The organism is Pseudomonas sp. MF6755 (genome assembly GCF_016405635.1).
GTDB classification, from domain to species: domain Bacteria; phylum Pseudomonadota; class Gammaproteobacteria; order Pseudomonadales; family Pseudomonadaceae; genus Aquipseudomonas; species Aquipseudomonas haemolytica.
This window is the reverse complement of sequence record NZ_JAEKDA010000004.1, coordinates 196289-219313: the sequence shown is the minus strand read 5'-3', so window position 1 is coordinate 219313 and position 23025 is coordinate 196289. Positions and strand designations below refer to the sequence as shown.

Here is a 23025-nt window from a genome sequence, read left to right as displayed (position 1 = left end):
ATAGAGGCTGGATAGCAAGATTGATCTGGGTGATGGAAGGGCAAAACGCAGGCAGGGAATTGAAATGCAATCAAATGTGGGAGGGGGCTTGCTCCCGATAGCAGTGTGTCAGCGTCCAATGTGCTGACTGACACTCCGCTATCGGGAGCAAGCCCCCTCCCACAGGTTTTAGCCGATAGTCATCAGGCTGGCGTTACCGCCTGCCGCAGCGGTGTTGACGCTCAGGGCACGCTCGATCACCAAACGCTCCAGGGCAATGGCCGTCTCACCCTGAGACATCCCATGCACCCCAACGATCGCCCCGCCACGTTGTGCCACTTGCTGGCACACCGCACGCAGTTGGTCGGAATCACCGTGGTGCAGGACGGCGTCGAACACCACGTCGTCCTTGGTCCAGTCAGCCACACGCTTGATCTTCGCCTGAACATCCTTCGGCAGGCGTGGGAACAACGCCTTGGTCAGCTCGGTTTCCGGCCATACCGCCGAACCGCCTACTGCCAGTACCGCCGCCAGTTGAGTCAGCAGGTCGCCTTCTACTTCAGCCAGGCACAGTACGTGCTCGCGAGGCAGGATGGCATAGCTGTTGCGCTCACCGGTCGGGCCGGCCAGTTGGCGGGTGATACCGCTCTGGGACTGCGCGGCGAATTGGGTGCACAGGGCGCTCAGTTCACTGAACTTGTTGCTGTCGGCCCAGGTTTTCAGGGCGGTCAGCGGTTGGCTCATGGCATCACGCAGGCGCACATCGGGTGCAGCCAACTTGTCGCCGCGTACGAAGGATTGCTCGATCGCGTCGGTAGGACGAGTCGACAGCAGGCGGTACAGGTACAGCGGGCCACCGGCTTTCGGGCCAGTGCCCGACAGGCCTTCGCCGCCGAACGGTTGCACGCCGACCACGGCACCCACGATGTTGCGGTTGACGTAGACGTTGCCGGCATTGACGTTGTCGATCACCTTGGCGATGGTCTCGTCGATACGGGTGTGCACGCCCAGGGTCAGGCCATAGCCCGACGCGTTGATCTGGCCGATCAACTGGTCGATTTCTTTACGCTTGTAGCGCACCACGTGCAGCACCGGGCCGAAGATCTCCCGTTGCAGCTCGTCGAAGCTTTCCAGCTCGATCAGGGTTGGCGTCACGAAGGTGCCGCGCTTGATCTCTTCGCCGTCGGCAATCGCCACCTGGTACACGGTGCGGCCTTTGTCACGCATGGCCTGGATGTGTTTCTCGATGCCAGCCTTGGCTTCGGCATCGATCACCGGGCCGATATCCACCGACAGACGCTCCGGATTGCCCAGGCGACATTCAGCCATGGCGCCCTTGAGCATTTCGATCACGCGGTCTGCCGAATCTTCCTGCAGGCACAAGACGCGCAAGGCCGAGCAACGTTGGCCGGCGCTGTCGAAGGCCGAGGACACCACGTCGATCACCACCTGTTCGGTGAGCGCCGACGAGTCAACGATCATCGCGTTCTGGCCACCGGTTTCGGCGATCAGTGGGATTGGGCGGCCCTGGGCGTCCAGGCGACCGGCGACGTTGCGTTGCAACAAACGCGCGACTTCGGTGGAACCGGTGAACATCACGCCTTTGACGCGATCATCACCCACCAGGCGGGCACCGACGCTTTCGCCCTGGCCCGGCAGCAGTTGCAGCACGCCTTCCGGAATGCCGGCTTCGAGCAGGATGCGCACAGCTTGGGCGGCGACCAGCGGAGTTTGTTCGGCAGGCTTGGCCAATACCGGGTTACCGGCGGCCAATGCTGCAGCGACCTGACCGCTGAAAATGGCGAGCGGGAAGTTCCACGGGCTGATGCACACCACCGGGCCAAGTGGGCGGTGGGCGTCGTTGGTGAAATCGTTGCGTGCCTGCACCGCGTAATAACGCAGGAAGTCCACGGCTTCACGCACTTCGGCGATAGCGTTGGCGAAGGTCTTGCCGGCTTCACGGGCCAGCAGGCCCATCAGCGGCTGGATCTCGCCCTCCATCAGGTCGGCGGCACGCTCCAGGATGGCGGCGCGTTCGGCGGGCGGGGTGGCCTGCCAGATCGGCGCGGCGCTGATGGCGCACTGGATCGCGTTGTCGACGTCTTCGACGGTGGCTTCCTGCACGTGGCCGACCACGTCACGCAGGTCGGACGGGTTCAGCACCGGTTGTGCCGCTTCCTGGCTGGAGGCGCAACCGAGCATCGGCGCGGCTTTCCAGTTGTTGTGGGCGGTAGCCAGCAAGGCGCAGGACAGCGACGCCAGACGGTGTTCGTTGGCCAGGTCGATACCGGCCGAGTTGGCGCGGTCGCTACCATATAGGTCACGCGGCAGCGGGATACGCGGGTGCGGCAGGCCGAAGCCGCCTTCCAGCGTCGCCATTTGTTCGATGCTGGCCACTGGATCGGCCACCAGCTCCTGGATCGAGATGGATTGGTCGGCGATACGGTTGACGAACGAGGTATTGGCGCCGTTTTCCAGCAGGCGGCGTACCAGGTAGGCCAGCAGTGTTTCGTGGGTGCCGACCGGTGCGTACACACGGCACGGACGGTTCAGCTTGCCTTCGGAAACCTTGCCTACTACCTGTTCGTACAACGGTTCACCCATGCCGTGCAGGCATTGGAACTCGTACTGGCCGGGGTAATAGTTCTGGCCGGCGATATGGTAGATGGCCGACAGGGTGTGGGCGTTGTGCGTGGCGAACTGCGGGTAGATGGCTTCCGGCACCGACAGCAGTTTGCGTGCACAGGCGATGTAGGAAACGTCGGTGTACACCTTGCGGGTGTAGACCGGGTAGCCTTCCAGGCCCTCGACCTGGGCGCGCTTGATCTCGCTGTCCCAGTACGCGCCTTTTACCAGGCGGATCATCAGGCGATGGCGGCTGCGGCGTGCCAGGTCGATGACGTAGTCGATCACATACGGGCAACGCTTCTGGTAGGCCTGGATCACAAAGCCGATGCCGTTCCAGCCGGTCAATTGCGGCTCGAAGCACAGGCGCTCGAGCAGGTCCAGGGACAGCTCCAGGCGGTCGGCTTCTTCGGCGTCGATATTCAGGCCGATGTCGTATTGCTTGGCCAGCAAGGTCAGCGACAGCAAGCGCGGGTACAGTTCATCCATCACGCGTTCGTACTGCGCACGGCTGTAGCGCGGGTGCAGGGCGGAGAGCTTGATGGAGATGCCCGGGCCTTCATAGATCCCACGACCGTGGGAGGCTTTGCCGATTGAGTGAATGGCTTGTTCGTACGAGGCCAGGTACTTCTGCGCATCGTGTTCGGTGAGTGCGGCTTCACCGAGCATGTCGTAGGAATAGCGGAAGCCCTTGGCTTCGAATTTGCTCGCGTTGGCCAGGGCTTCGGCGATGGTCTCGCCGGTGACGAACTGCTCGCCCATCAGGCGCATGGCCATGTCGACGCCCTTGCGGATCATCGGCTCGCCGCTCTTGCCGATGATGCGGCTCAGGGACGAGGTCAAGCCCGCCTCGTTATGGGTGGCGACCAGCTTGCCGGTCAGCAGTAGGCCCCAGGTGGCGGCGTTGACGAACAGCGAGGGGCTGTTGCCCAGGTGCGGCTGCCAGTTGCCGGTGCTGATCTTGTCGCGGATCAGCGCGTCACGGGTGCCTTTGTCCGGGATGCGCAGCAGCGCTTCGGCCAGGCACATCAGTGCCACGCCTTCCTGGGACGACAGGGAGAATTCTTGCAGCAGGCCCTGGACGATACCGGCACGGCCACCGGCGCTCTTCTGGTTGCGCAGTTTTTCGGCAATCGAGGCGGCGAGCTTGTTGGTAGCTTCGGCCATTTCAACCGGCAGGCGCGCCTGCTCGATCAGCATTGGCACCACTTCCGGCTCTGGGCGGCGGTAAGCGGCGGTGATCGAGGCGCGCAGTACCGATTGCGGCAGGATGCTCTCGGCGAACTCCAGGAAGCACTGGTGGGCGTGGTCGGCCTGAATTTCGCCAGCGTCTTCGGCGTCCTTGCTGCTCAAGCCATTGAGCTCGGACAGGGTTGCACCACCCTCAAGTTTCTCCAGGTAATTGAAAATCGCCTGCTTGATCAGCCAGTGCGGCGTGCGATCAATGGAGGTCGCGGCTGCCTTCAGGCGTTCGCGGGTCGGGTCGTCGAGTTTGACCCCAAGGGTGGTCGTTGCCATCTTTTTATCCTCATGGGTGCCACTACCGAGTGGCATCTGCTGGCGGCAAGATTAGCTTTGCCCATGCGCAGGTGCAACCGGGTGCAACCCTTTTGTTCAGGAAATTTTCGACGGTTGATCGGAAAAAAATTGGCCCTCGACAGAATCTGCTTCGCCTTGGTGCATTTGCTTCTGAGATCGGCTGTTCTTGCTCCGAAAAGGAGCAAAAACGCGGTGTTTGTCTTAAAACACACCTGGGTGCAACTTATTCGCAAGAAACTGGTTGCACCTTATTTGCTTTGTTGAATAGCATTCGCCAACCAAGGTGCAACCACCTCTACGGTTTGGTTCATCGGCTGGCGGCTTTCCTGGGGAAACGCCAGTCATAAATGCGCGGCATGCAGGCTCGTCTATCCGGTAATCCACGGGTGGCTGTCCAAATGACCGTCGCTACATAAAAACAAAGCCAGGGCGTCACTCCTATGAGCGTTAGTAATCCAACCCTGATCACGTTCGTGATCTACATCGCAGCAATGGTGCTGATCGGCTTGATGGCCTATCGCTCCACCAATAACCTTTCCGATTACATCCTCGGCGGTCGCAGCCTCGGTAGCGTGGTGACAGCCTTGTCGGCCGGTGCTTCCGATATGAGCGGCTGGTTGTTGATGGGCTTGCCGGGCGCGATCTACATGTCCGGCCTGTCGGAAAGCTGGATTGCCATCGGCCTGATCGTCGGTGCTTACCTCAACTGGTTGTTCGTGGCCGGCCGCCTGCGGGTGCAGACCGAACACAACGGCGACGCCCTGACCCTGCCGGATTACTTCTCCAGCCGCTTTGAAGATAAAAGCGGCCTGCTGCGGATCATCTCCGCCGTGGTGATCCTGGTGTTCTTCACCATCTACTGCGCCTCCGGCATCGTTGCCGGGGCCCGCCTGTTTGAAAGCACCTTCGGCATGCCCTACGAGACTGCGCTGTGGGCCGGTGCTGCGGCGACTATTGCCTACACCTTTATCGGTGGTTTCCTGGCAGTCAGCTGGACCGACACCGTACAAGCCACGCTGATGATCTTCGCGTTGATCCTGACGCCGATCATCGTGCTGCTGGCGACCGGCGGTGTGGACACCACGTTCCTGGCCATTGAAGCCAAGGACCCGACCAACTTCGACATGCTCAAAAACACCACCTTCATCGGCGTTATCTCGCTGATGGGCTGGGGCCTGGGTTACTTCGGCCAGCCGCACATCCTCGCGCGTTTCATGGCGGCGGACTCGGTGAAGTCGATCGCCAAGGCGCGTCGCATCTCCATGACCTGGATGATCCTGTGCCTGGGCGGCACCGTGGCGGTGGGCTTCTTCGGTATTGCTTACTTCTCGGCGCATCCGGAATTGGCAGGCCCGGTGACTGAAAACCCTGAGCGTGTGTTTATCGAACTGGCCAAGATCCTGTTCAACCCATGGGTTGCCGGTGTATTGCTGTCGGCCATTCTGGCGGCCGTCATGAGCACCCTGAGCTGCCAACTGCTGGTGTGCTCCAGCGCCCTGACCGAAGACTTCTACAAGGCGTTCCTGCGTAAAGGCGCTTCCCAGCTTGAGCTGGTGTGGGTAGGCCGGATCATGGTGCTGGTGGTGGCCTTGATCGCCATCGCCATGGCCGCCAACCCGGAAAACCGCGTACTGGGCCTGGTCAGCTACGCCTGGGCCGGCTTCGGCGCCGCGTTCGGGCCTGTGGTGCTGATCTCGGTCATCTGGAAACACATGACCCGCAACGGCGCACTGGCCGGCATCCTGGTCGGCGCAATCACCGTGATCGTGTGGAAGCACTTCTCGCTGCTGGGCCTGTACGAAATCATCCCAGGCTTCATCTTCGCCAGCCTGGCGATCTACTTCGTGAGCAAGATGGGCGCACCGACTGCAGGTATGGTCGAGCGCTTTGATGCGGCGGAGAAAGACTACAACCTCAACAAGTAATTCGATGGGCGTTTAACGCCTGTCTAGCGAGTAAAAAAGGCCCACGTCCTCAGGATGCTGGGCCTTTTTTGTGGGGATTGATTCAATCCCTTTCCGTCTGATTGAGAAAAATCAGCACCCCCAGAATCGCCATGTAGAACTTGAACGCGGCTTCCTGGCCATTCCATTGATGGGATTGCCACATCAGGAACCACTCGCCACCGACCACCATAAAGCCAAAAAACCACACCACGAAGCCGAGGGTAAGGCCTGCGATGGCGCATGTCTTCGCGTGGTTGAAGTCGGTGCCGCTGGCGTGGCGTGCACGCCACAACGACAACGCGCCCCGTGCGAGCAACAGCGCGGTCAGCAATTCACCGAGGATGATCAGCGCGTAGGCGGCGTGCCACGCCCAGGGGGCGGTGATTGCGCGGTACATGGCGGCGTTGCCGGGGAAGGTGGTGTCCATGCTCAGCACATGTTTGACGAAGGCGAAGTTGGAGCCGTAGTCGGTGATGTTATTGAACGCGACCAGGGTGGCGAAGGTTGCCAGGACCAGGGTCAGGATGATTTTTGCGTAGCGGGTCGCCATGCTGTTTCCCGTGTTATGTCGAGGAAAGAAGTTATTACGCTAGCACGGCTCGCTATGCGCCCTCGACGACGGATAGAGGAAGACTGCGGTAGGACCTTACTGATTTACCTGCGATGCGCCCAGGCCGGCAACAAGCTGGTGCAGAATCGGCCGCCCACCCTTCGCGGAGAAACACCGGATGTTCGCTCCTGCCAATCAAAGTGCATTTACCCTGGCCCTTGACGGGGTTCCCAGTGACCTCAAGGTATTCGCGTTCAGTGGCACCGAGGCGATCAGCCAGCCTTACCGGTTTGAACTTGAGCTGGTCAGCGAGCAGCCAGACCTTGACCTGGAGAGCTTGCTGCATCGCCAGGTGTACTTGGGTTTCGATGAGCAGGGCCATGGTGTTCACGGCCTGGTTTATCGGGTCGCCCAGGGTGACTCCGGGCGGCGCCTGACGCGCTACCAGATCAGCCTGGTGCCGCACTTGGCGTATCTGGCGCACAACAGCCACCAACGTATTTTCCAGCACAAGACGGCTCCGCAGATTGTTGCGCAGGTACTGATGGGGCAGGGGATCCATGGCGATTGCTTCGAATTCCGTCTGAGCGGTCAGTACCCTGAGCGCGAGTATTGTGTGCAGTTCGGTGAGACCGATCTGGCCTTCATCCAGCGCCTGTGTGCCGAGCTGGGCATTCACTATCACTTCCAGCATTCTCCCGAAGGGCACCTGTTGGTGTTTGGTGATGACCAGACAGTGTTTGCCCAGGCGGATCACCCCACGCCTTACCGGCCCGGTTCTGGAATGGTTGCCGATACCCCGGCGATCAAGCGCTTCACGCTGCAATTGGCAACCTGCACCACGGCCGTCAATCTGCGCGACTACGATTTCCGAAAACCCCACCTGGAGCTGCAAAGCACGGCCGTCGACGAGCAGTTGCCAAAGCTTGAAGAGCAGCAATACCCCGGCCGGTTTTCCGACCGAGCCCATGGCAAACACCTCGCCCAGCGTAGCTTGGAGCGGCATCGCAGCGACTATCGTGTCGCCCATGGCCAGGGTGATGAGCCGACCTTGGCCAGTGGCCGGTTTCTGCAGTTGAGGGAGCACCCGCGCGAGGACTGGAATGACTTGTGGCTGGTGACACAGGTGACCCATGAAGGTAAGCAGCCCCAGGTGCTGGAGGAGGCGGTCACCGAGGTGGCGGGTGAGGAGTTTCGCCAGGGGTATCGCAATGCATTTGTCGCTACGCCATGGGATGCAGTCTTTCGCCCGCCCTTGCCTGAGCAGCCGCGCCCGACGATATCGGGTTACCAATGCGCAGTGGTCACTGGCCCGGTTGGCAGTGAGATCCATTGCGACGAATACGGACGGATAAAGGTGCAGATGGCGTGGGATCGCATCGGCGAGCTCAACGATCATTCCAGTTGCTGGCTGCGGGTGGCCAGCGGCTGGGCCCATGACCGCTATGGTGTGGTGCTGATACCCAGGGTCGGCATGGAAGTGCTGGTGGGCTTCGTCAATGGTGATTTGGATATGCCGCTGGTGGTGGGGTGCCTGCCTAATGCCGCCACACCGATGCCCCTCGACCTGCCGGCGGACAAGTCCCGCAGTATCCTGCGTAGCCAGAGCAGCCCGGGTGGTGGGGGCTACAATGAGCTGCGAATCGAAGACCGCAAGGGCGCCGAGGAAATCTACCTGCGGGCCCAGCGGGACTGGACCCAGCATGTGCTCAATGACCAACAGGTGCAGGTCGATAACCAGCGTCGTGTGCGGGTGGGCGGAGAGTCGCACCACGAGTTGCAGGGCGAAGAGCAACGCATCACCCATGGCAACCGCCTGACTGAACTCAAGCAGGATGATCATCTGGTGGTCGGCGGTTCGCAGCATATGCGTGCCGGGCAGACCATCCAGCTGGGGGCGGGGCAAAGCATCGTCATTGATGCGGGCGCCAGCGTGACGATTCAGGCGGGCGGGCAGTCGATCACGCTGTCGGCGGGCGGGATTTTCAGCAGTGTGCCGATCCAGCTCGGCGGGGCGCCTGCTCCAGCGGCGGCGCCGTTGATGCCAGGGTTGAAGGAGACGTTGCTGGCGGTTATTCCCGCACCGTTAAGCGCTGTGCAAGTGGCCAGCCTGAAGCGTAGCGCGCCATTTTGCGAAGAATGTGAACGCTGCAAGAGCGGACAGTGCGATATCAGCACTCATGCACGGAGTTTCCCTTGATGCCTGCACCCTTGACTCCCCGCGCCTGGCTGGCGCAATACCCACTGCATCCTAATGAGCAAATGTACGCCGTGCTGGGCAGTGCCAGCGACGCCAAGCCGTTTGCTGCCTGGCAAGCCATGGCGGCGGGCAAGCCACCGCAACCAGTCTGGGCAGGCACGGCCTACGCCGATTGGAATGAGGTCATGCCTTACGTTGCAGTCGTCGAACCGGGCAGTGCCTTTCTCGATTGGATAGCCACCACCCAGGCATCGGATTGGGGTTGGCTGGCGGTAGCGTCCTGCCCGCTGGAAACCGTGATCGAGCACTTGCAGGGCTTGACCCAGGTGTACGTGCCCGAAGACCAGCCGGTATTTTTGCGCTTTTGGGATGGGGCGCATTTTTTGCCGATCTTGCAGCAGTTGGGTGACGAGGCGGGGAGTCTGTTACCGGTCTTCCAGCGCTATCTGATCAACGGCCGGCCGCTGTCAGTGACGCCGCGGCCGGTCACGCCAGCCAAGACCAGCCCTTGGTGGCGGGTGCCGGAGCCATTGCTGGTACACCTGGCACAGCAGTCACCGCAGGTACTGGTCGACAACCTGCTGCAATGGCTCCACGAGCAGCGGCCCGACCTGTACACCGCGCTTACGCCAAGCACCTTGCAGCACAAGGTTGCCTACTTCGCACGCAGGCCGGATATCAGCCCGGCCGCACTGGCTGACCACCTTGCCTTGGAGTTGAGTTGAGCCCATGGCAATCGTGTGGCATCGACGCGGCCCGCCATGCGGCCCTGCACCTTTGCGCCGGTAGCAGGTAAACTTCGCCCCCTGCGCAGGAGCAACCATGAATTATCGTCACGCCTTTCACGCCGGCAACCATGCCGATGTCTTCAAACACCTGACCTTGACCCGCCTCATCGCCCTGATGTCGCGCAAGGAGCAGCCGTTCGCCTACCTCGACACCCACGCCGGCATTGGCCTGTACGACCTGCAGGGCGACCAGGCGAACCGCACCGGTGAATACCTGGAAGGCATCGCTCGCCTGTGGGGCGCAAGCGACCTGCCACCGCTCACCGCCGACTACATGCGTGTGCTGCACGAGATGAACCCGGACGGCCAGTTGCGCTACTACCCGGGCTCGCCGGAACTGGCGCGACGCCTCACACGGCCTCAGGACCGTGTGCTGCTCAACGAGAAGCACCCGGAAGATGGCGTGCTGCTCAAGGACAACATGAAAGGTGATCGCCGCGTCAAAGTGCACCTGGGCGAAGGCTGGCATGTGCCACGCGCCCTGTTGCCGGTGCCGGAAAAGCGCGCGTTGATGCTGATCGACCCACCGTTTGAACAGCTCGATGAAATGCAGCGTTGCGCGGCGTCCCTCAAGGAAGCGGTCAGCCGTATGCGCCAGACGGTCGCGGCGATCTGGTACCCGGTGAAGGACCAGCGCATGTTGCGCCGCTTCTACCAGGACCTGGCCGGCACTGGTGCGCCGAAGTTGCTGCGTGTGGAGTTGCTGGTGCATCCCCTGGACACCCCCAACACCCTGACCGGCTCGGGGCTGGCGATTGCCAACCCGCCGTGGGGCCTGGAAGAGGAGTTGCGTGAGCTGCTGCCGTGGCTGTCCAAGAAACTTGGCCAGACCCAGGGTGGGTGGCAGATGGATTGGCTTATCGCTGAATAGTCAGCTCTCAGGCCACACACAAAACTAAATGTGGGAGGGGGCTTGCTCCCACATTTGGTTCTATGTTGACCTTAGATCGGGCAGGTCACACCGGTACCGCCGATCCCGCAGTAACCCTGCGGGTTCTTCGCCAGGTACTGCTGGTGGTACGCCTCGGCGAAGTAAACCGTCGGGGCTTCTTCGATTTCCGTGGTGATCTCACCTACACCGGCCTTGGTCAGCTCTTGCTGATAAGCCTCGGCACTGGCTTTGGCCGCCGCCAGTTGTTCAGGCGTGGTGGCGTAGATCACCGAACGGTACTGGCTGCCAATATCATTGCCCTGGCGCATGCCCTGGGTCGGGTTGTGCAGTTCCCAGAACATCTTCAACAGGTCTTCGTACTTGATCTTGGCCTGGTCATACACCACCAACACCACTTCGCTGTGGCCGGTCAGGCCGGAGCAGACTTCTTCGTAGGTCGGGTTCGGTGTGAAGCCACCGGCGTAGCCGACCACGGTGCTGACCACGCCATCGCGCTGCCAGAATTTGCGTTCCGCGCCCCAGAAGCAGCCCAGGCCGAAGATCGCGAAACCGACGTCATCAAGGAACGGACCCAGCAGCGGGTTGCCGTTGACGAAGTGGGTCTCTGGCAGCGCCATTGGGGTTTCACGGCCAGGCAAAGCTTGTTCTTGAGTAGGCAGCACGTTTTTGTTCACCAGAATTTCCGAGCGCAAGACCATGATCAGTCCTCTCGTCAGGTTGAGTAACAGTAAATTGTCAGACAGCCAGTGTGCCCGAGTGTTACAGCGCTGTCAGGCGATTGGCCCGCGCGGATAGCGTTTGAGCTTCTCCAGCAGCTCTGCACCGGGGATCGGCCGGTCGAACAGGTAGCCTTGGCCTACATCGCAGCGGTGCCGGCGCAGGAACGCCAACTGCTCAGCGGTCTCGATGCCTTCGGCCACCACCTTGAGCTTGAGGTTGTGGGCCATGGCAATCACCGCCGAGGTAATTTCCATGTCGTCCTGGTTATCCGGGATTTCGTGGATAAAGCTGCGATCAATCTTAATGATGTCGATGGGGAATTTTTTCAAGTAGCTCAGCGACGAGTAACCGGTGCCGAAGTCGTCCATGGCCAGGGTCAGGCCAAAGCTCTTCAGTTGGTCCAGTTGCAGGCGCGTGTCTTCGGTGGCTTCCAGCAGCAAGCCTTCGGTCAGCTCCAGCTCCAGCAAGTTGGCCGGCAGTTGTTCTTCCTTGAGGATCGTAGCGATCGAGGCCACGAGGTCCGGGTCGGAAAACTGCTTGGGCGACAGGTTGATCGCCACCTGCAAATTGCCCATGCCTGCGGCGCTCAACTGCCGGCTCATGCGGCAGGCCTGGCGGGCGATCCATTTGCCGATAGGGATGATCAGCCCGGTTTCTTCGGCCACGCTGATGAACTGGTCCGGGCGAATCATGCCCTTTTCCGGGTGGTTCCAGCGCAACAGCGCTTCCATTCCCAGCAAGCGACCGCTGCGCAGGCACAGCTTGGGCTGGTAGAACACGTCCAGTTCGTTCTGGGTCAGGGCGCGGCGTAAGTTGTTTTCCACGAACAGCTTGTAGCTGGCCTCGGCATTCAGGGCCTCAGTAAATACCTGCACCTGATGTTTACCGTTGGCCTTGGCCTTGTGCAGGGCCAGCCCGGCGTTGCGCATCAGGGTTTGCGGGTCGCGACCATGCAGCGGCGCGCAGGCCAGGCCCACGGAGCCGGTGACGCTGATCAACTGGTTGTCGACGAACATTGGCTTGTCGAGGGTGGCGAGCAACTGGCAGGCGACCTGCTGGCCCGTTTCCAGGTCGGCATCGTCCAGCAGCACCGCAAATTCGTTACTGGCAAAGCGCGCCAGGCTGCCGCCGGTGCTCAAGCTGTTGCGCAGGCGGCGGGCCAGGCTGATCAGCAGTTTGTCGCCAGTCTGGTGGCCGAGGCTGTCGTTGATCCGCTTGAAGTTGTCGATGTCCACCAGCAGCAGGCTGATGGGGCTGTCGCTGTCGCGGGCAAACCGCTCGTCGAGGTTGCGGATAAACGCCGGGCGGTTGCCCAAGTTGGTCAGGTTATCGGTGTAGGCCAGGCGTTCGATGCGCTGTTGCGCCAGTTTGGTCTGGGTGATGTCTTCGTAGATGCCGATGTAGTGGGTCAACTCGCGGTTGTCACCATACACCTTGGAAATCGACAACTGGCCCCAGTAGGGTTCCAGGTTCTTGCGACGGCTTTTGAACTCACCTTGCCAGCTATTGCTTTTGGCCAGGGCCGACGGCGCGTCGAACAGCAATTCACTGAGGTTTTCCAGGGCCGGCAGTTGGGCCAGGCGATGACCGTGGACCTCTTCGGCGCTGTACTGGGTAATCGCGGTGAAGCTGGGGTTGACGTACTCCACCACGCCGTCGCAATTGACCAGCAAAAAGGCGTTGGCACTTTGTTCCACCGCTCGCTGGAACAGGTGCAGGGCACTGGTGGCGGTACGGCGGTTGTGGTTGTTGATGACCTGGGCGAACTGGTCCGCCAACTCGCCGGCAAATGCGATCTCATCGGACTGCCATGCACGCGAGCTACCCCGTTGTTCCAGGCACAGCACACCGACGACCTGGCCATCCACACGAATGCTGGCGTCGAGCATTGCGTGAATATCCTTGGCGCGCAGGCTTTCGGCCATTTCCCGGGTACGCGGGTCACGCAGGGCATGGGTGGCATCGATGGCACGACTGGAGTGCAGGGCTTCCAGGTAATCCGGGAAGTCACTGGCGTCGATGGCGTCGGGCAGGTGGTGCTGTTGGTCGGCACGGTGGTACGCCGAGATCGGTACCAGGCGTTGGTCTTCGAGGTTCCAGATGCTGGCGCAGTCGATCTGGTAGATGTCGCATGCGCTGCGGGTGATCAGCTCAGCGGCTTCTTGCAGCGAATTAGGCATGGTGTAGCGCTGGCGGGCCAGCAGCAGGATCAACTCTTGCTGGGCGCGTACCCGTTCCAGGTGCAGCAACTGTTCCTGCTGCGCACGCTGGTTGAGTTCCAGGGCGATCTGCAGGCGGCTGTTCTGGTTTTCCAGGTCGGCGGTCGGGGCGGGCGCGGTGGTTTCACTGAACAGCCCGTCAACCACCATCAGGTAGCCGCGCAGCAGGTGGCGGTTGTGTTGTTTATAGGCCTCGCCCATTTCCAACAGGCTCAGCGGGCCGTCGCTGGTGTGCAAGGTGTAGCGCACCAGATAATGGGGGCTTTGAGTCAATTGCTGCTGGATTGCATCGTGCAACTGATACCGCACTTGCGGTTCCATCAGGCTGGCGTAGGGCGTACCGATCAAGGCACAGAGCTCTACCGCCGGCCAGCCGAATTGGCGCTCGCAATTGGGGTCAAGGTAGAGCATGGCCCAGCTTGCCTCATTAAGCCGCTCGAAACGCAGCATACCGAGGCGCGAAGGCACCGGTAATTGCGTCACTACCTCGGCCGCCATACGGGCGACATCGGGTTGGCTTTTCATGGGGAAACTCGCTTGGAAAATTGCGCACTGCGCTGGGCTCTCGCCCTCTTTACTGTCGCCTGCGGCAAGGTTGCATCATGCAGCACGCACTGACAAGAGAGGATGAAGGCTAAGTGCTATAAGGGGGTTATCGGCGGTGTGGAGGATTTCTGCAATCGGGGTGATCGGTGGTTATTGAGGCATGCTCGACGCCCCTGTGTGTGGCGAGGAGGCTCGCTCCTGCAAATTGCTGGCAAAAAAAGCCCCGCCAAGTGGCGGGGTTGAGGTACGAGCGTGGCGCTCGGAAATCGCTGCGGCAGGGGCCTTCCCGGTGAAAGGAAGACCCTGCGGCTTACAGCAGGATGGTGCGGATGTCGTTCAGCAACTGGCTCAGGCGCTGGGTGAAGCGTGCCGCTGCGGCGCCGTTGATCACACGGTGATCGTAGGACAGCGACAGTGGCAGCATCAGCTTGGGCTGGAACGCTTTACCGTCCCACACAGGCTGGATGGTGGCCTTGGAAACGCCCAGGATCGCCACTTCCGGCGCGTTGACGATTGGCGTGAAGCCAGTGCCGCCAATGTGACCGAGGCTGGAGATGGTGAAGCAAGCGCCCTGCATGTCGTCCGGGGTGAGCTTCTTGTCGCGGGCCTTGGCAGCCAGCGCAGCCGCTTCAGCAGCGAGCTGCAACAGGCTCTTCTGGTCGACGTTCTTGATGACCGGTACCAGCAGGCCATCCGGGGTATCGACCGCAAAGCCGATGTGCACGTACTTCTTGCGAATGATTGCCTTGCCGCTTGGCGCCAGCGAGCTGTTGAAGTCCGGCAGTTCCTTGAGCAGGTGTGCACAGGCCTTGAGCAGCAGTGGCAGCACGGTCAGTTTCACGCCGGCCTTTTCGGCCACGGCTTTCTGCGCAACGCGGAAAGCTTCCAGGTCGGTGATATCGGCCTGGTCGAACTGAGTCACGTGCGGGATGTTCAGCCAACTGGCGTGCAGACCTGCCGCGCCGATTTGCATCAGGCGGGTCATCGGCACTTCTTCGGTTTCGCCGAAGCGGCTGAAATCCACGGTACGGATCGGCGGAATGCCCGAGCCACCGGTAGCGCCACCGGCAGCCGGCGCTTCCTTGGCTTTGTTCATCATGGCTTTGACGTAAACCTGTACGTCTTCTTTCAGCACGCGGCCGTGAGGACCGCTGGCAGCCACTGCGCTCAGCTCAACGCCGAACTCGCGGGCCAACTGACGCACGGCTGGGCCTGCGTGAACCTTGGCACCGCTTGGCGCAGGTGCGGCAGCAGCAGGGGCCGCAGTGGCCTCGGCTTTTGCAGCGGGTGCAGGCGCGGCAGCGGCCGGAGCAGCTTCAGCCTTGGCAGCCGGAGCAGCAGCCGCTACTGGAGCGGCGGCAGGCGCAGCGCCTTGTACTTTCAGCTTGAGGATGAAGTCACCGGTGCCGACTTCGTCTTCCAGCTTGACCGCGATGCTTTCCACCACGCCGGCAGCCGGCGATGGGATCTCCATGGAAGCCTTGTCGGACTCCAGGGTGATCAGCGACTGGTCGGCTTCGACGGTGTCGCCGACCTTGACCAGCAGCTCGATGATCTTGGCCTTGCCCGACGAACCGATGTCCGGGACATGAATGTCCTGGACAGTCGCGGCGGCCGGTGCAGCAGCCGGAGCGGCAGGCGCTTCGGCTGGCTTTTCAGCAGGCGCGGGTGCAGCCGCGGCAGCAGGAGCCGCCGCCGCAGGGGCCGCATCAGCGGCGCCTTCGATTTCCAGCTCCAGCAGTTCGTCGCCTTCTTTCAGGCGGTCGCCCAGCTTCACTTTCAGGCTCTTGACCACACCGGCCTTGGGAGCAGGGATTTCCATGCTCGCCTTGTCCGACTCAAGGGTCAGGATGCTCTGGTCGGCTTCGACGGTGTCGCCGACCTTCACAAACAGCTCGATTACTTCACCTTCACCGCTGCCGATGTCAGGTACGCGAATGAGTTCGCTCACAAAAAATCTCCTCAGCAGTCCAGTGGGTTGCGTTTTTCCGGGTTGATCCCGAACTTGACGATAGCGTCAGCCACTACCTTAGGTTCGATCTCACCACGGTCAGCCAAGGCTTCCAGGGCTGCCAACACCACGAAGTGACGGTCGACTTCGAAGAAGTGACGCAGCTTCTTGCGGCTGTCACTGCGGCCGAAACCATCGGTGCCCAGGACTTTGAATTCCTTGGACGGGACCCACTGGCGAATTTGTTCAGCAAACAGTTTCATGTAGTCGGTAGAGGCGATGACTGGACCCTTACGGCCAGCCAGGCACTCTTCGACGTAGCTCAGCGCAGGCTTCTGGCCTGGGTGCAGGCGGTTGCTGCGCTCTACGGCCAGGCCGTCGCGACGCAGTTCGTTGAAGCTGGTAACGCTCCACACGTCGGCGCCGACGTTGAACTCGTCACGCAGGATCTTCGCCGCTTCACGCACTTCACGCAGGATGGTGCCGGAGCCCATCAGTTGTACGTGGTGTGCCGCTTCCTTGGTGTCTTCTTCGAGCAGGTACATGCCCTTGATGATGCCTTCTTCCACGCCGGCCGGCATGGCAGGCTGCTGGTAGGACTCGTTCATCACGGTGATGTAGTAGAAAACGTCCTGCTGTTCTTCGGTCATCTTCTTCATGCCGTCCTGGATGATCACCGCCAGCTCATAGCCGTAGGTTGGATCAAAGGTGCGGCAGTTCGGGATGGTGGCGGCCAGGATGTGGCTGTGACCGTCTTCGTGTTGCAGGCCTTCGCCGTTCAACGTGGTACGGCCGGCGGTACCGCCGATCAGGAAGCCACGGGTACGGCTGTCGCCTGCTGCCCAAGCCAGGTCGCCGATACGCTGGAAGCCAAACATCGAGTAGAAGATGTAGAACGGCAGCATCGGCTGGTTGTGGCTGGAGTACGAAGTACCGGCAGCGATGAAGGAGCTCATGGCGCCCGCTTCGTTGATGCCTTCTTCGAGGATCTGGCCCTTCTTGTCTTCCTTGTAGAACATCACCTGGTCTTTATCGACTGGCTCGTAGAGCTGGCCGACGGAAGAGTAGATGCCCAACTGACGGAACATGCCTTCCATACCGAAGGTACGGGCTTCGTCCGGGATGATCGGGACGATGCGCGGGCCGATGTCCTTGTCCTTGACCAGTTGCGCGAGAATCCGCACGAAGGCCATGGTGGTGGAGATCTCACGGTCGCCGGAGCCGTCAAGGATTGCCTTGAGGGTGCTCAGGTCCGGCGTCGGTACGCTGAAGCTGTTGGCACGGCGCTGTGGCACGAAACCGCCCAGTGCAGTGCGACGCTCGCTCAGGTAGCGGGCTTCGGCGCTGTTTGGTTCTGGCTTGAAGAACGGCAGGTTCTCCAGCTCTTCGTCCTTGACCGGGATATCGAAGCGGTCGCGGAACAACTTCAGGCTGTCGACATCGACTTTCTTGGTGTTGTGCGCGGTGTTCTTCGCTTCGCCGGCACCGGTGCCATAACCCTTGATGGTCTTGGCCAGGATGACGGTAGGTTGTTCTTTGTGGTTGACCGCTTCGTGGTACGCCGCGTAGACCTTGTACGGGTCGTGGCCGCCACGGTTGAGTTTCCAGATCTCGTCGTCGGACAGGTCGGCAACCATCGCCTTGAGTTCAGGCGTGTTGAAGAAGTGCTCGCGAACGAACGCACCGTCCTTGGCCTTGTAGTTCTGGTACTCGCCGTCGATGACTTCGTCCATGCGACGTTGCAGGATGCCGTCGATGTCCTTGGCCAGCAGTGGGTCCCAGAAACGGCCCCAGATGACCTTGGTCACGTTCCACTGGGCGCCACGGAACACGCCTTCGAGTTCCTGGATGATCTTGCCGTTGCCGCGAACCGGGCCGTCGAGGCGCTGCAGGTTGCAGTTGATGACGAAGATCAGGTTGTCCAGCTTCTCGCGGCCGGCCAGGGAGATGGCACCCAGGGATTCCGGCTCGTCGCACTCGCCGTCGCCGAGGAAGCACCAGACTTTCTGCTTGCCTTCCGGGATGAAGCCACGGGCTTCCAGGTACTTCATGAAGCGCGCCTGGTAGATCGCCTGGATCGGGCCAAGGCCCATGGAAACGGTCGGGAACTGCCAGAAATCAGGCATCAGCCAAGGGTGCGGGTAGGACGACAGGCCCTGACCGTCGACTTCCTGGCGGAAGTTGTTCATTTGCTCTTCGCTGATGCGACCTTCCATGAACGCACGGGCGTAGACGCCTGGCGAGGTGTGGCCCTGGAAGTAGATCAGGTCGCCGCCGTGTTCGTCGGTCGGGGCCTGGAAGAAGTAGTTGAAGCCGATGTCATACAGGGTTGCGCTGGAAGCGAAGCTGGAGATGTGACCGCCCAGGTCAGAATCTTTCAAGTTCGTGCGCATTACCATCGCCATGGCGTTCCAACGTACCAGCGAGCGAATGCGGCGTTCCATGAACAGGTCGCCAGGCATGCGTGCTTCGTGGGTAACGGGGATGGTGTTGCGGTACGGCGTGGTGATGGCGTAGGGCAGTTGCGAGCCGCTGCGGGTCGCGAGTTCGCCCATACGGGTCATCAGGTAGTGAGCACGGTCTTCGCCTTCTTTGTCGAGAACCGATTCCAGGGCGTCCAGCCATTCCTGGGTTTCGACGGGATCGAGGTCTTGCATGGCTTGCTCCAGGGCGGAAAGGCTACCAGAATCGGTTGCCTGAAGTTTGCGACTGGCCTTGTGGGCAGACGACATAAATTCTTGGATGGCCGAAGGTTGCTTCGGCGTCCTGTAGTTTTACTACAAATCGTCGGCCATTTCAGCCTTTCGAATGTATATACGAGTAGTAAAACTACACAAGACTGAGCGTATGGCTCGGTCTGGCTGGTGAGCATAATCGTTATTGTTGATCTTTTGCGAACAAGAAAAGGTGAAAGTTTGATGCTGTCTGCCAAGATTAATTTAATTTCAGCTATTTATAACCTTTGTTCGACAGTCCATCACCGGGCGCGGTTCTTGCGTTCACAGCCACAGGCCAATTACGCGCCGCACAAGGATAGACCATGAGCCTTCCAACGCTGGCCGAACTGCCGGCCATTCTCTTGCCTTACGCCAGTCGGGCCGAGCAGTCATTTCGTGACGCAGTGGCCGCGCTGGGCAACGATCATGGCCTTTCTGCGTGGACGCCGCAACGGTGGGCCGACTTCGCCCGCGTGTGCGCCGCCAGTGATTTCGTCATTGAACAGAGTGTTCGTGACCCTTTGATGTTGCTCGAGCTGGTGGCCTGGGGCGAGCTGGACCGAGGCTTTGCGCCCGGCGAGCTGTGCAGCCAGATTGCCGGTGCCGTGCAACAGGCCGAAACAGAAGATGAGTTGGGCCGCGTACTGCGTCGCCAGCGTACGCGCCAGCAGGTGCGCATCATCTGGCGCGACCTGACTCGCCAGGCCGATCTGGTGCAAACCTGTCGCGACCTTTCTGATATGGCCGACGCCTGCATCGATCAGGCCTATCAATGGTTGTACCAGCGCCACTGCACCCAGTTCGGCACACCCACCGGGCGACGCAGCGGTGACGCCCAGCACATGGTTATCCTGGGCATGGGCAAGCTCGGTGCCGTGGAATTGAACCTGTCGTCGGATATCGACCTGATCTTCGCCTACCCCGAAGGCGGCGAAACGGTAGGCGTGAAGCGCTCACTGGATAACCAGGAGTTTTTTATCCGCCTTGGTCAAAAATTGATCAAGGCTCTCGACCCGATGACCGTCGACGGCTTTGTCTTTCGCGTGGATATGCGCTTGCGTCCCTACGGCTCGGCCGGCGCTCTGGTGCTCAGCTTCAACGCGCTGGAGCAGTATTACCAAGACCAGGGCCGGGATTGGGAACGCTACGCCATGATCAAGGCGCGCGTGGTGGCCGGCGATCAAGTGGCAGGCGCGCAACTGCTGGATCTGCTGCGGCCGTTCGTGTACCGCCGCTACCTCGACTTCTCGGCGATCGAAGCGCTGCGCACCATGAAGCAGTTGATTCAGCAGGAAGTACGACGCAAGGGCATGGCCGACAATATCAAGCTGGGCTCGGGCGGCATTCGTGAGGTGGAATTTATCGCCCAGGCGTTTCAATTGATCCACGGTGGCCGCGACCTCAGCCTGCAACAGCGTCCGCTGTTGAACGTGCTTGGCACCCTGGAAGGCCAGGGTTACCTGCCGGCGGCGGTGATTACCGAGCTGCGCAATGGCTACGAATTCCTGCGCTACACCGAACATGCCATCCAGGCGATTGCCGACCGCCAGACGCAAATGCTGCCAGACAGCCCCGAAGACCAGGCGCGTATCGCCTTCATGCTGGGCTTTAGTGACTGGGCCGCGTTCCACGAACGTTTGATGTACTGGCGTGGTCGCGTGGACTGGCACTTCCGCCAGGTGATTGCCGACCCGGATGAAGAAGAAGGCGAAGAAAGCGAACTGGTCGTCGGTGGCGAGTGGCTGCCGTTGTGGGAAGAGTCCCAGGATGAAGACGCCGCTTGCCGACAACTGACCGAAGGCGGTTTCACCGATGCGCCCAAGGCCCTCAAAGCCCTGGCCGGCCTGCGCGGCAGCCCGCAACTGCGCGCCATGCAGCGCCTGGGGCGTGAGCGCTTGGACGCGTTTATCCCGCGCTTGCTGGCCCAGGCCGTCGAGCACGCGAATCCAGACCTGGTGCTGGAGCGCGTGTTGCCCTTGGTGGAAGCCGTCGCCCGGCGTTCGGCCTACCTGGTGTTGCTCACCGAGAACCCGGACGCCCTGCGCCGCCTGCTGACCCTGTGCGCCGCCAGCCCATGGATCGCCGAGCAGATCACCCGTTTCCCGTTGTTGCTGGATGAATTGCTCAACGAAGGCCGCCTGTTCAAGCCGCCGCTGGCGCCGGAACTGGCCGCCGAGCTGCGCGAACGCCTTACGCGCATTCCCGAAGATGACCTTGAGCAACAAATGGAAGCCCTGCGGCATTTCAAGCTGGCGCACCGCCTGCGAGTGGCCGCCTCGGAAATCGCCGGCAGCCTGCCGTTGATGAAGGTCAGCGACTACCTCACCTGGCTCGCCGAAGCGATTCTCGAACAAGTGCTGGCCCTGGCCTGGCGCCAGACCGTGGCGCGCCACGGTTCACCGCAACGACTGGACGGCACCCTGTGCGATCCTGGGTTCATCATTGTCGGTTACGGGAAAGTCGGCGGTATCGAACTGGGGCATGGTTCGGACCTGGACCTGGTATTTATCCATGACGGCGACCCGCAGGCCGAGACCGATGGCGCCAAGCCGATTGACGGCGCGCAGTTCTTCACGCGCCTGGGCCAGCGGATCATTCACTTGCTGACCACCCAGACCAACTCCGGCCAGCTCTATGAAGTGGACATGCGCCTGCGACCTTCCGGCGCATCCGGCTTGCTGGTGAGTTCCCTGGGCGCATTCGACCGTTATCAACAAAATGAAGCCTGGACCTGGGAACATCAGGCCCTGATACGCGCGCGGGTGCTGGTGGGCAGCCAGGATGTAGGCCATGCGTTCGAGCAAGTACGCGCTAACGTCCTGAGGCGTGAACGGGACCTGGCCAAGTTGCGCCAGGAGGTCAGCGAGATGCGCGCCAAGATGCGCGATAACCTGGGCACCAAGGCGACGACGGCCGGCAGGGGCGCCAATGCCTTCGAGGCCACGGCAGTGTTCGACCTCAAGCAGGACGCCGGAGGTATCGTCGATATTGAATTTATGGTGCAATACGCGGCTTTGGCGTGGTCTGCGCAACATCCATCGTTGCTGCGCTACACCGACAATATCCGCATCCTGGAGGGCCTGGAGCAGGTCGGGCTGATGCCCGCCGCCGATGCCCATTTGTTGCGCGAGGTGTACAAGGCCTACCGTTCCGCCGCGCACCGCCAGGCCTTGCAGAACGAGGCCGGCACGGTAGCCGGGGATCAATTTGCAGACGAGCGGCGTCAGGTGATGCGAATCTGGCAGTCGCTGGGTTTGAGCTGAAACACTATTAGGGCGGGGAGGCATAAGCCTCCCCGCATCGTTTGTGGAAACTACATGAATATTCTGATCGTTGGGCCCAGTTGGGTCGGTGACATGGTGATGGCACAGACACTGTTCCAGTGCCTGCGGCAGCGCTATCCAGACTGCCAGATCGACGTGCTCGCCCCTGAGTGGAGCCGGCCGATCCTCGAGCGCATGCCCGAGGTGCGCAAGGCCTTGAGCTTCCCGCTCGGCCACGGCGCCCTGGAGCTGGCCACTCGTCGGCGCATTGGCAAATCCATGGCCGGCCAGTACGACCAGGCGATCCTGTTGCCCAACTCGCTCAAGTCGGCGCTGGTGCCGTATTTTGCCGGCATCCCCAAGCGCACCGGCTGGCGCGGCGAGTTTCGCTACGTGCTGCTCAATGACGTACGCACGCTGGATAAAGCCCGTTACCCGTTGATGATCGAACGCTTCATGGCCCTGGCGTATGAGCCGGGCGCAGAGTTGCCCAAGCCGTATCCACGCCCCAGTTTGCAGATCGATCCGGTCACCCGCGATGCAGCGCTGACCAAGTTCGGCCTGACCCTGGATCGCCCGGTGTTGGCGTTGTGCCCAGGCGCGGAGTTTGGCGAGTCCAAGCGCTGGCCCTCGGAGCACTACGCCAAAGTCGCCGAGACCAAGATCCGCGAAGGCTGGCAGGTATGGTTGTTCGGCTCCAAGAACGATCATTCGGTGGGTGAAGACATTCGCCAGCGCCTGATCCCCGGCCTGCGCGAAGAAGCGGTGAACCTCAGTGGCGACACGTCCCTGGCCGAGGCCATCGACCTGCTGTCCTGCGCCGACTCGGTGGTGTCCAACGACTCTGGCCTGATGCATGTGGCGGCGGCGCTGAACCGCCCGCTGGTGGCGGTATACGGCTCAACTTCCCCGGGTTTCACGCCGCCCTTGGCCGACAAGGTCGAAGTGGTGCGCCTGGGCCTGGATTGCAGCCCATGCTTTGACCGTACCTGCCGTTTCGGCCACTACAACTGCCTGCGTCAATTATTGCCGCAGCCGGTAACCGATGCTTTGCAGCGGTTGCAGGGCGACGTGGTCGAGGTTCACTGAG

General features: G+C 61.3%; 12 protein-coding genes. 6 read left to right on the top strand and 6 right to left on the bottom strand.

The features are described from left to right. Window positions 1–168: 168 nt before the first annotated feature. A complete protein-coding gene (gene putA, locus JFT66_RS06580) occupies window positions 169–4122 on the bottom strand; it encodes a trifunctional transcriptional regulator/proline dehydrogenase/L-glutamate gamma-semialdehyde dehydrogenase (protein ID WP_198859005.1) in 3954 nt (1317 codons plus the stop codon). Window positions 4123–4583: 461 nt separating this feature from the next. On the opposite strand from putA, the gene putP reads away from it, so the two are divergent. Further along, window positions 4584–6068, top strand: coding sequence for a sodium/proline symporter PutP (gene putP, locus JFT66_RS06575; RefSeq protein ID WP_034117383.1), 1485 nt, complete (start codon window positions 4584–4586; stop codon window positions 6066–6068). Between the two features lie 82 nt (window positions 6069–6150). Here the strand turns inward: putP and JFT66_RS06570 are convergent, their stop codons facing one another. Further along, window positions 6151–6639 (bottom strand): DUF2165 family protein, encoded by a 489-nt coding sequence (locus tag JFT66_RS06570; protein ID WP_034117384.1) that lies wholly within the window; start codon window positions 6637–6639, stop codon window positions 6151–6153. A gap of 178 nt (window positions 6640–6817) precedes the next feature. On the opposite strand from JFT66_RS06570, the gene JFT66_RS06565 reads away from it, so the two are divergent. The 3 genes from JFT66_RS06565 to JFT66_RS06555 all read left to right on the top strand — a co-directional run bounded on the left by JFT66_RS06565 (window position 6818) and on the right by JFT66_RS06555 (window position 10498). Continuing rightward, window positions 6818–8839, top strand: coding sequence for a type VI secretion system Vgr family protein (locus tag JFT66_RS06565; protein ID WP_198859004.1), 2022 nt, complete (start codon window positions 6818–6820; stop codon window positions 8837–8839). Next, window positions 8839–9564 (top strand): DUF4123 domain-containing protein, encoded by a 726-nt coding sequence (locus JFT66_RS06560; protein ID WP_198859003.1) that lies wholly within the window; start codon window positions 8839–8841, stop codon window positions 9562–9564. Before JFT66_RS06565 ends, JFT66_RS06560 begins: the two co-directional genes overlap by 1 nt. Before the next feature lie 97 nt (window positions 9565–9661). Beyond that, window positions 9662–10498, top strand: coding sequence for a 23S rRNA (adenine(2030)-N(6))-methyltransferase RlmJ (locus JFT66_RS06555; protein WP_034117387.1), 837 nt, complete (start codon window positions 9662–9664; stop codon window positions 10496–10498). Window positions 10499–10569: 71 nt separating this feature from the next. Here the strand turns inward: JFT66_RS06555 and msrA are convergent, their stop codons facing one another. The 4 genes from msrA to aceE form a co-directional block, all read right to left on the bottom strand. Continuing rightward, entirely contained in the window at window positions 10570–11217 is a 648-nt protein-coding gene (gene msrA, locus JFT66_RS06550; RefSeq protein WP_198859002.1) for a peptide-methionine (S)-S-oxide reductase MsrA, read from the bottom strand. 72 nt (window positions 11218–11289) lie between these two features. Then, window positions 11290–13983, bottom strand: coding sequence for a putative bifunctional diguanylate cyclase/phosphodiesterase (locus JFT66_RS06545; RefSeq protein ID WP_034117389.1), 2694 nt, complete (start codon window positions 13981–13983; stop codon window positions 11290–11292). A 331-nt stretch (window positions 13984–14314) separates the two neighbouring features. Then, window positions 14315–15955, bottom strand: a complete 1641-nt coding sequence (gene aceF, locus JFT66_RS06540; protein ID WP_162524895.1) for a dihydrolipoyllysine-residue acetyltransferase — start codon at window positions 15953–15955, stop codon at window positions 14315–14317. 11 nt (window positions 15956–15966) lie between these two features. Next, complete coding sequence (gene aceE, locus JFT66_RS06535) at window positions 15967–18612, bottom strand: pyruvate dehydrogenase (acetyl-transferring), homodimeric type (protein WP_198859001.1); 2646 nt, start codon at window positions 18610–18612, stop codon at window positions 15967–15969. Window positions 18613–18995: 383 nt separating this feature from the next. Here aceE and glnE point away from each other — a divergent pair, with 383 nt between their 5' ends. Beyond that, window positions 18996–21935 (top strand): bifunctional [glutamate--ammonia ligase]-adenylyl-L-tyrosine phosphorylase/[glutamate--ammonia-ligase] adenylyltransferase, encoded by a 2940-nt coding sequence (glnE, locus tag JFT66_RS06530; protein WP_198859000.1) that lies wholly within the window; start codon window positions 18996–18998, stop codon window positions 21933–21935. A 54-nt stretch (window positions 21936–21989) separates the two neighbouring features. Next, the gene (gene waaF, locus JFT66_RS06525) at window positions 21990–23024 is read left to right on the top strand and encodes a lipopolysaccharide heptosyltransferase II (protein WP_198858999.1); all 1035 of its coding nucleotides are present in this window, start codon (window positions 21990–21992) and stop codon (window positions 23022–23024) included. Window position 23025: the final 1 nt, after the last annotated feature.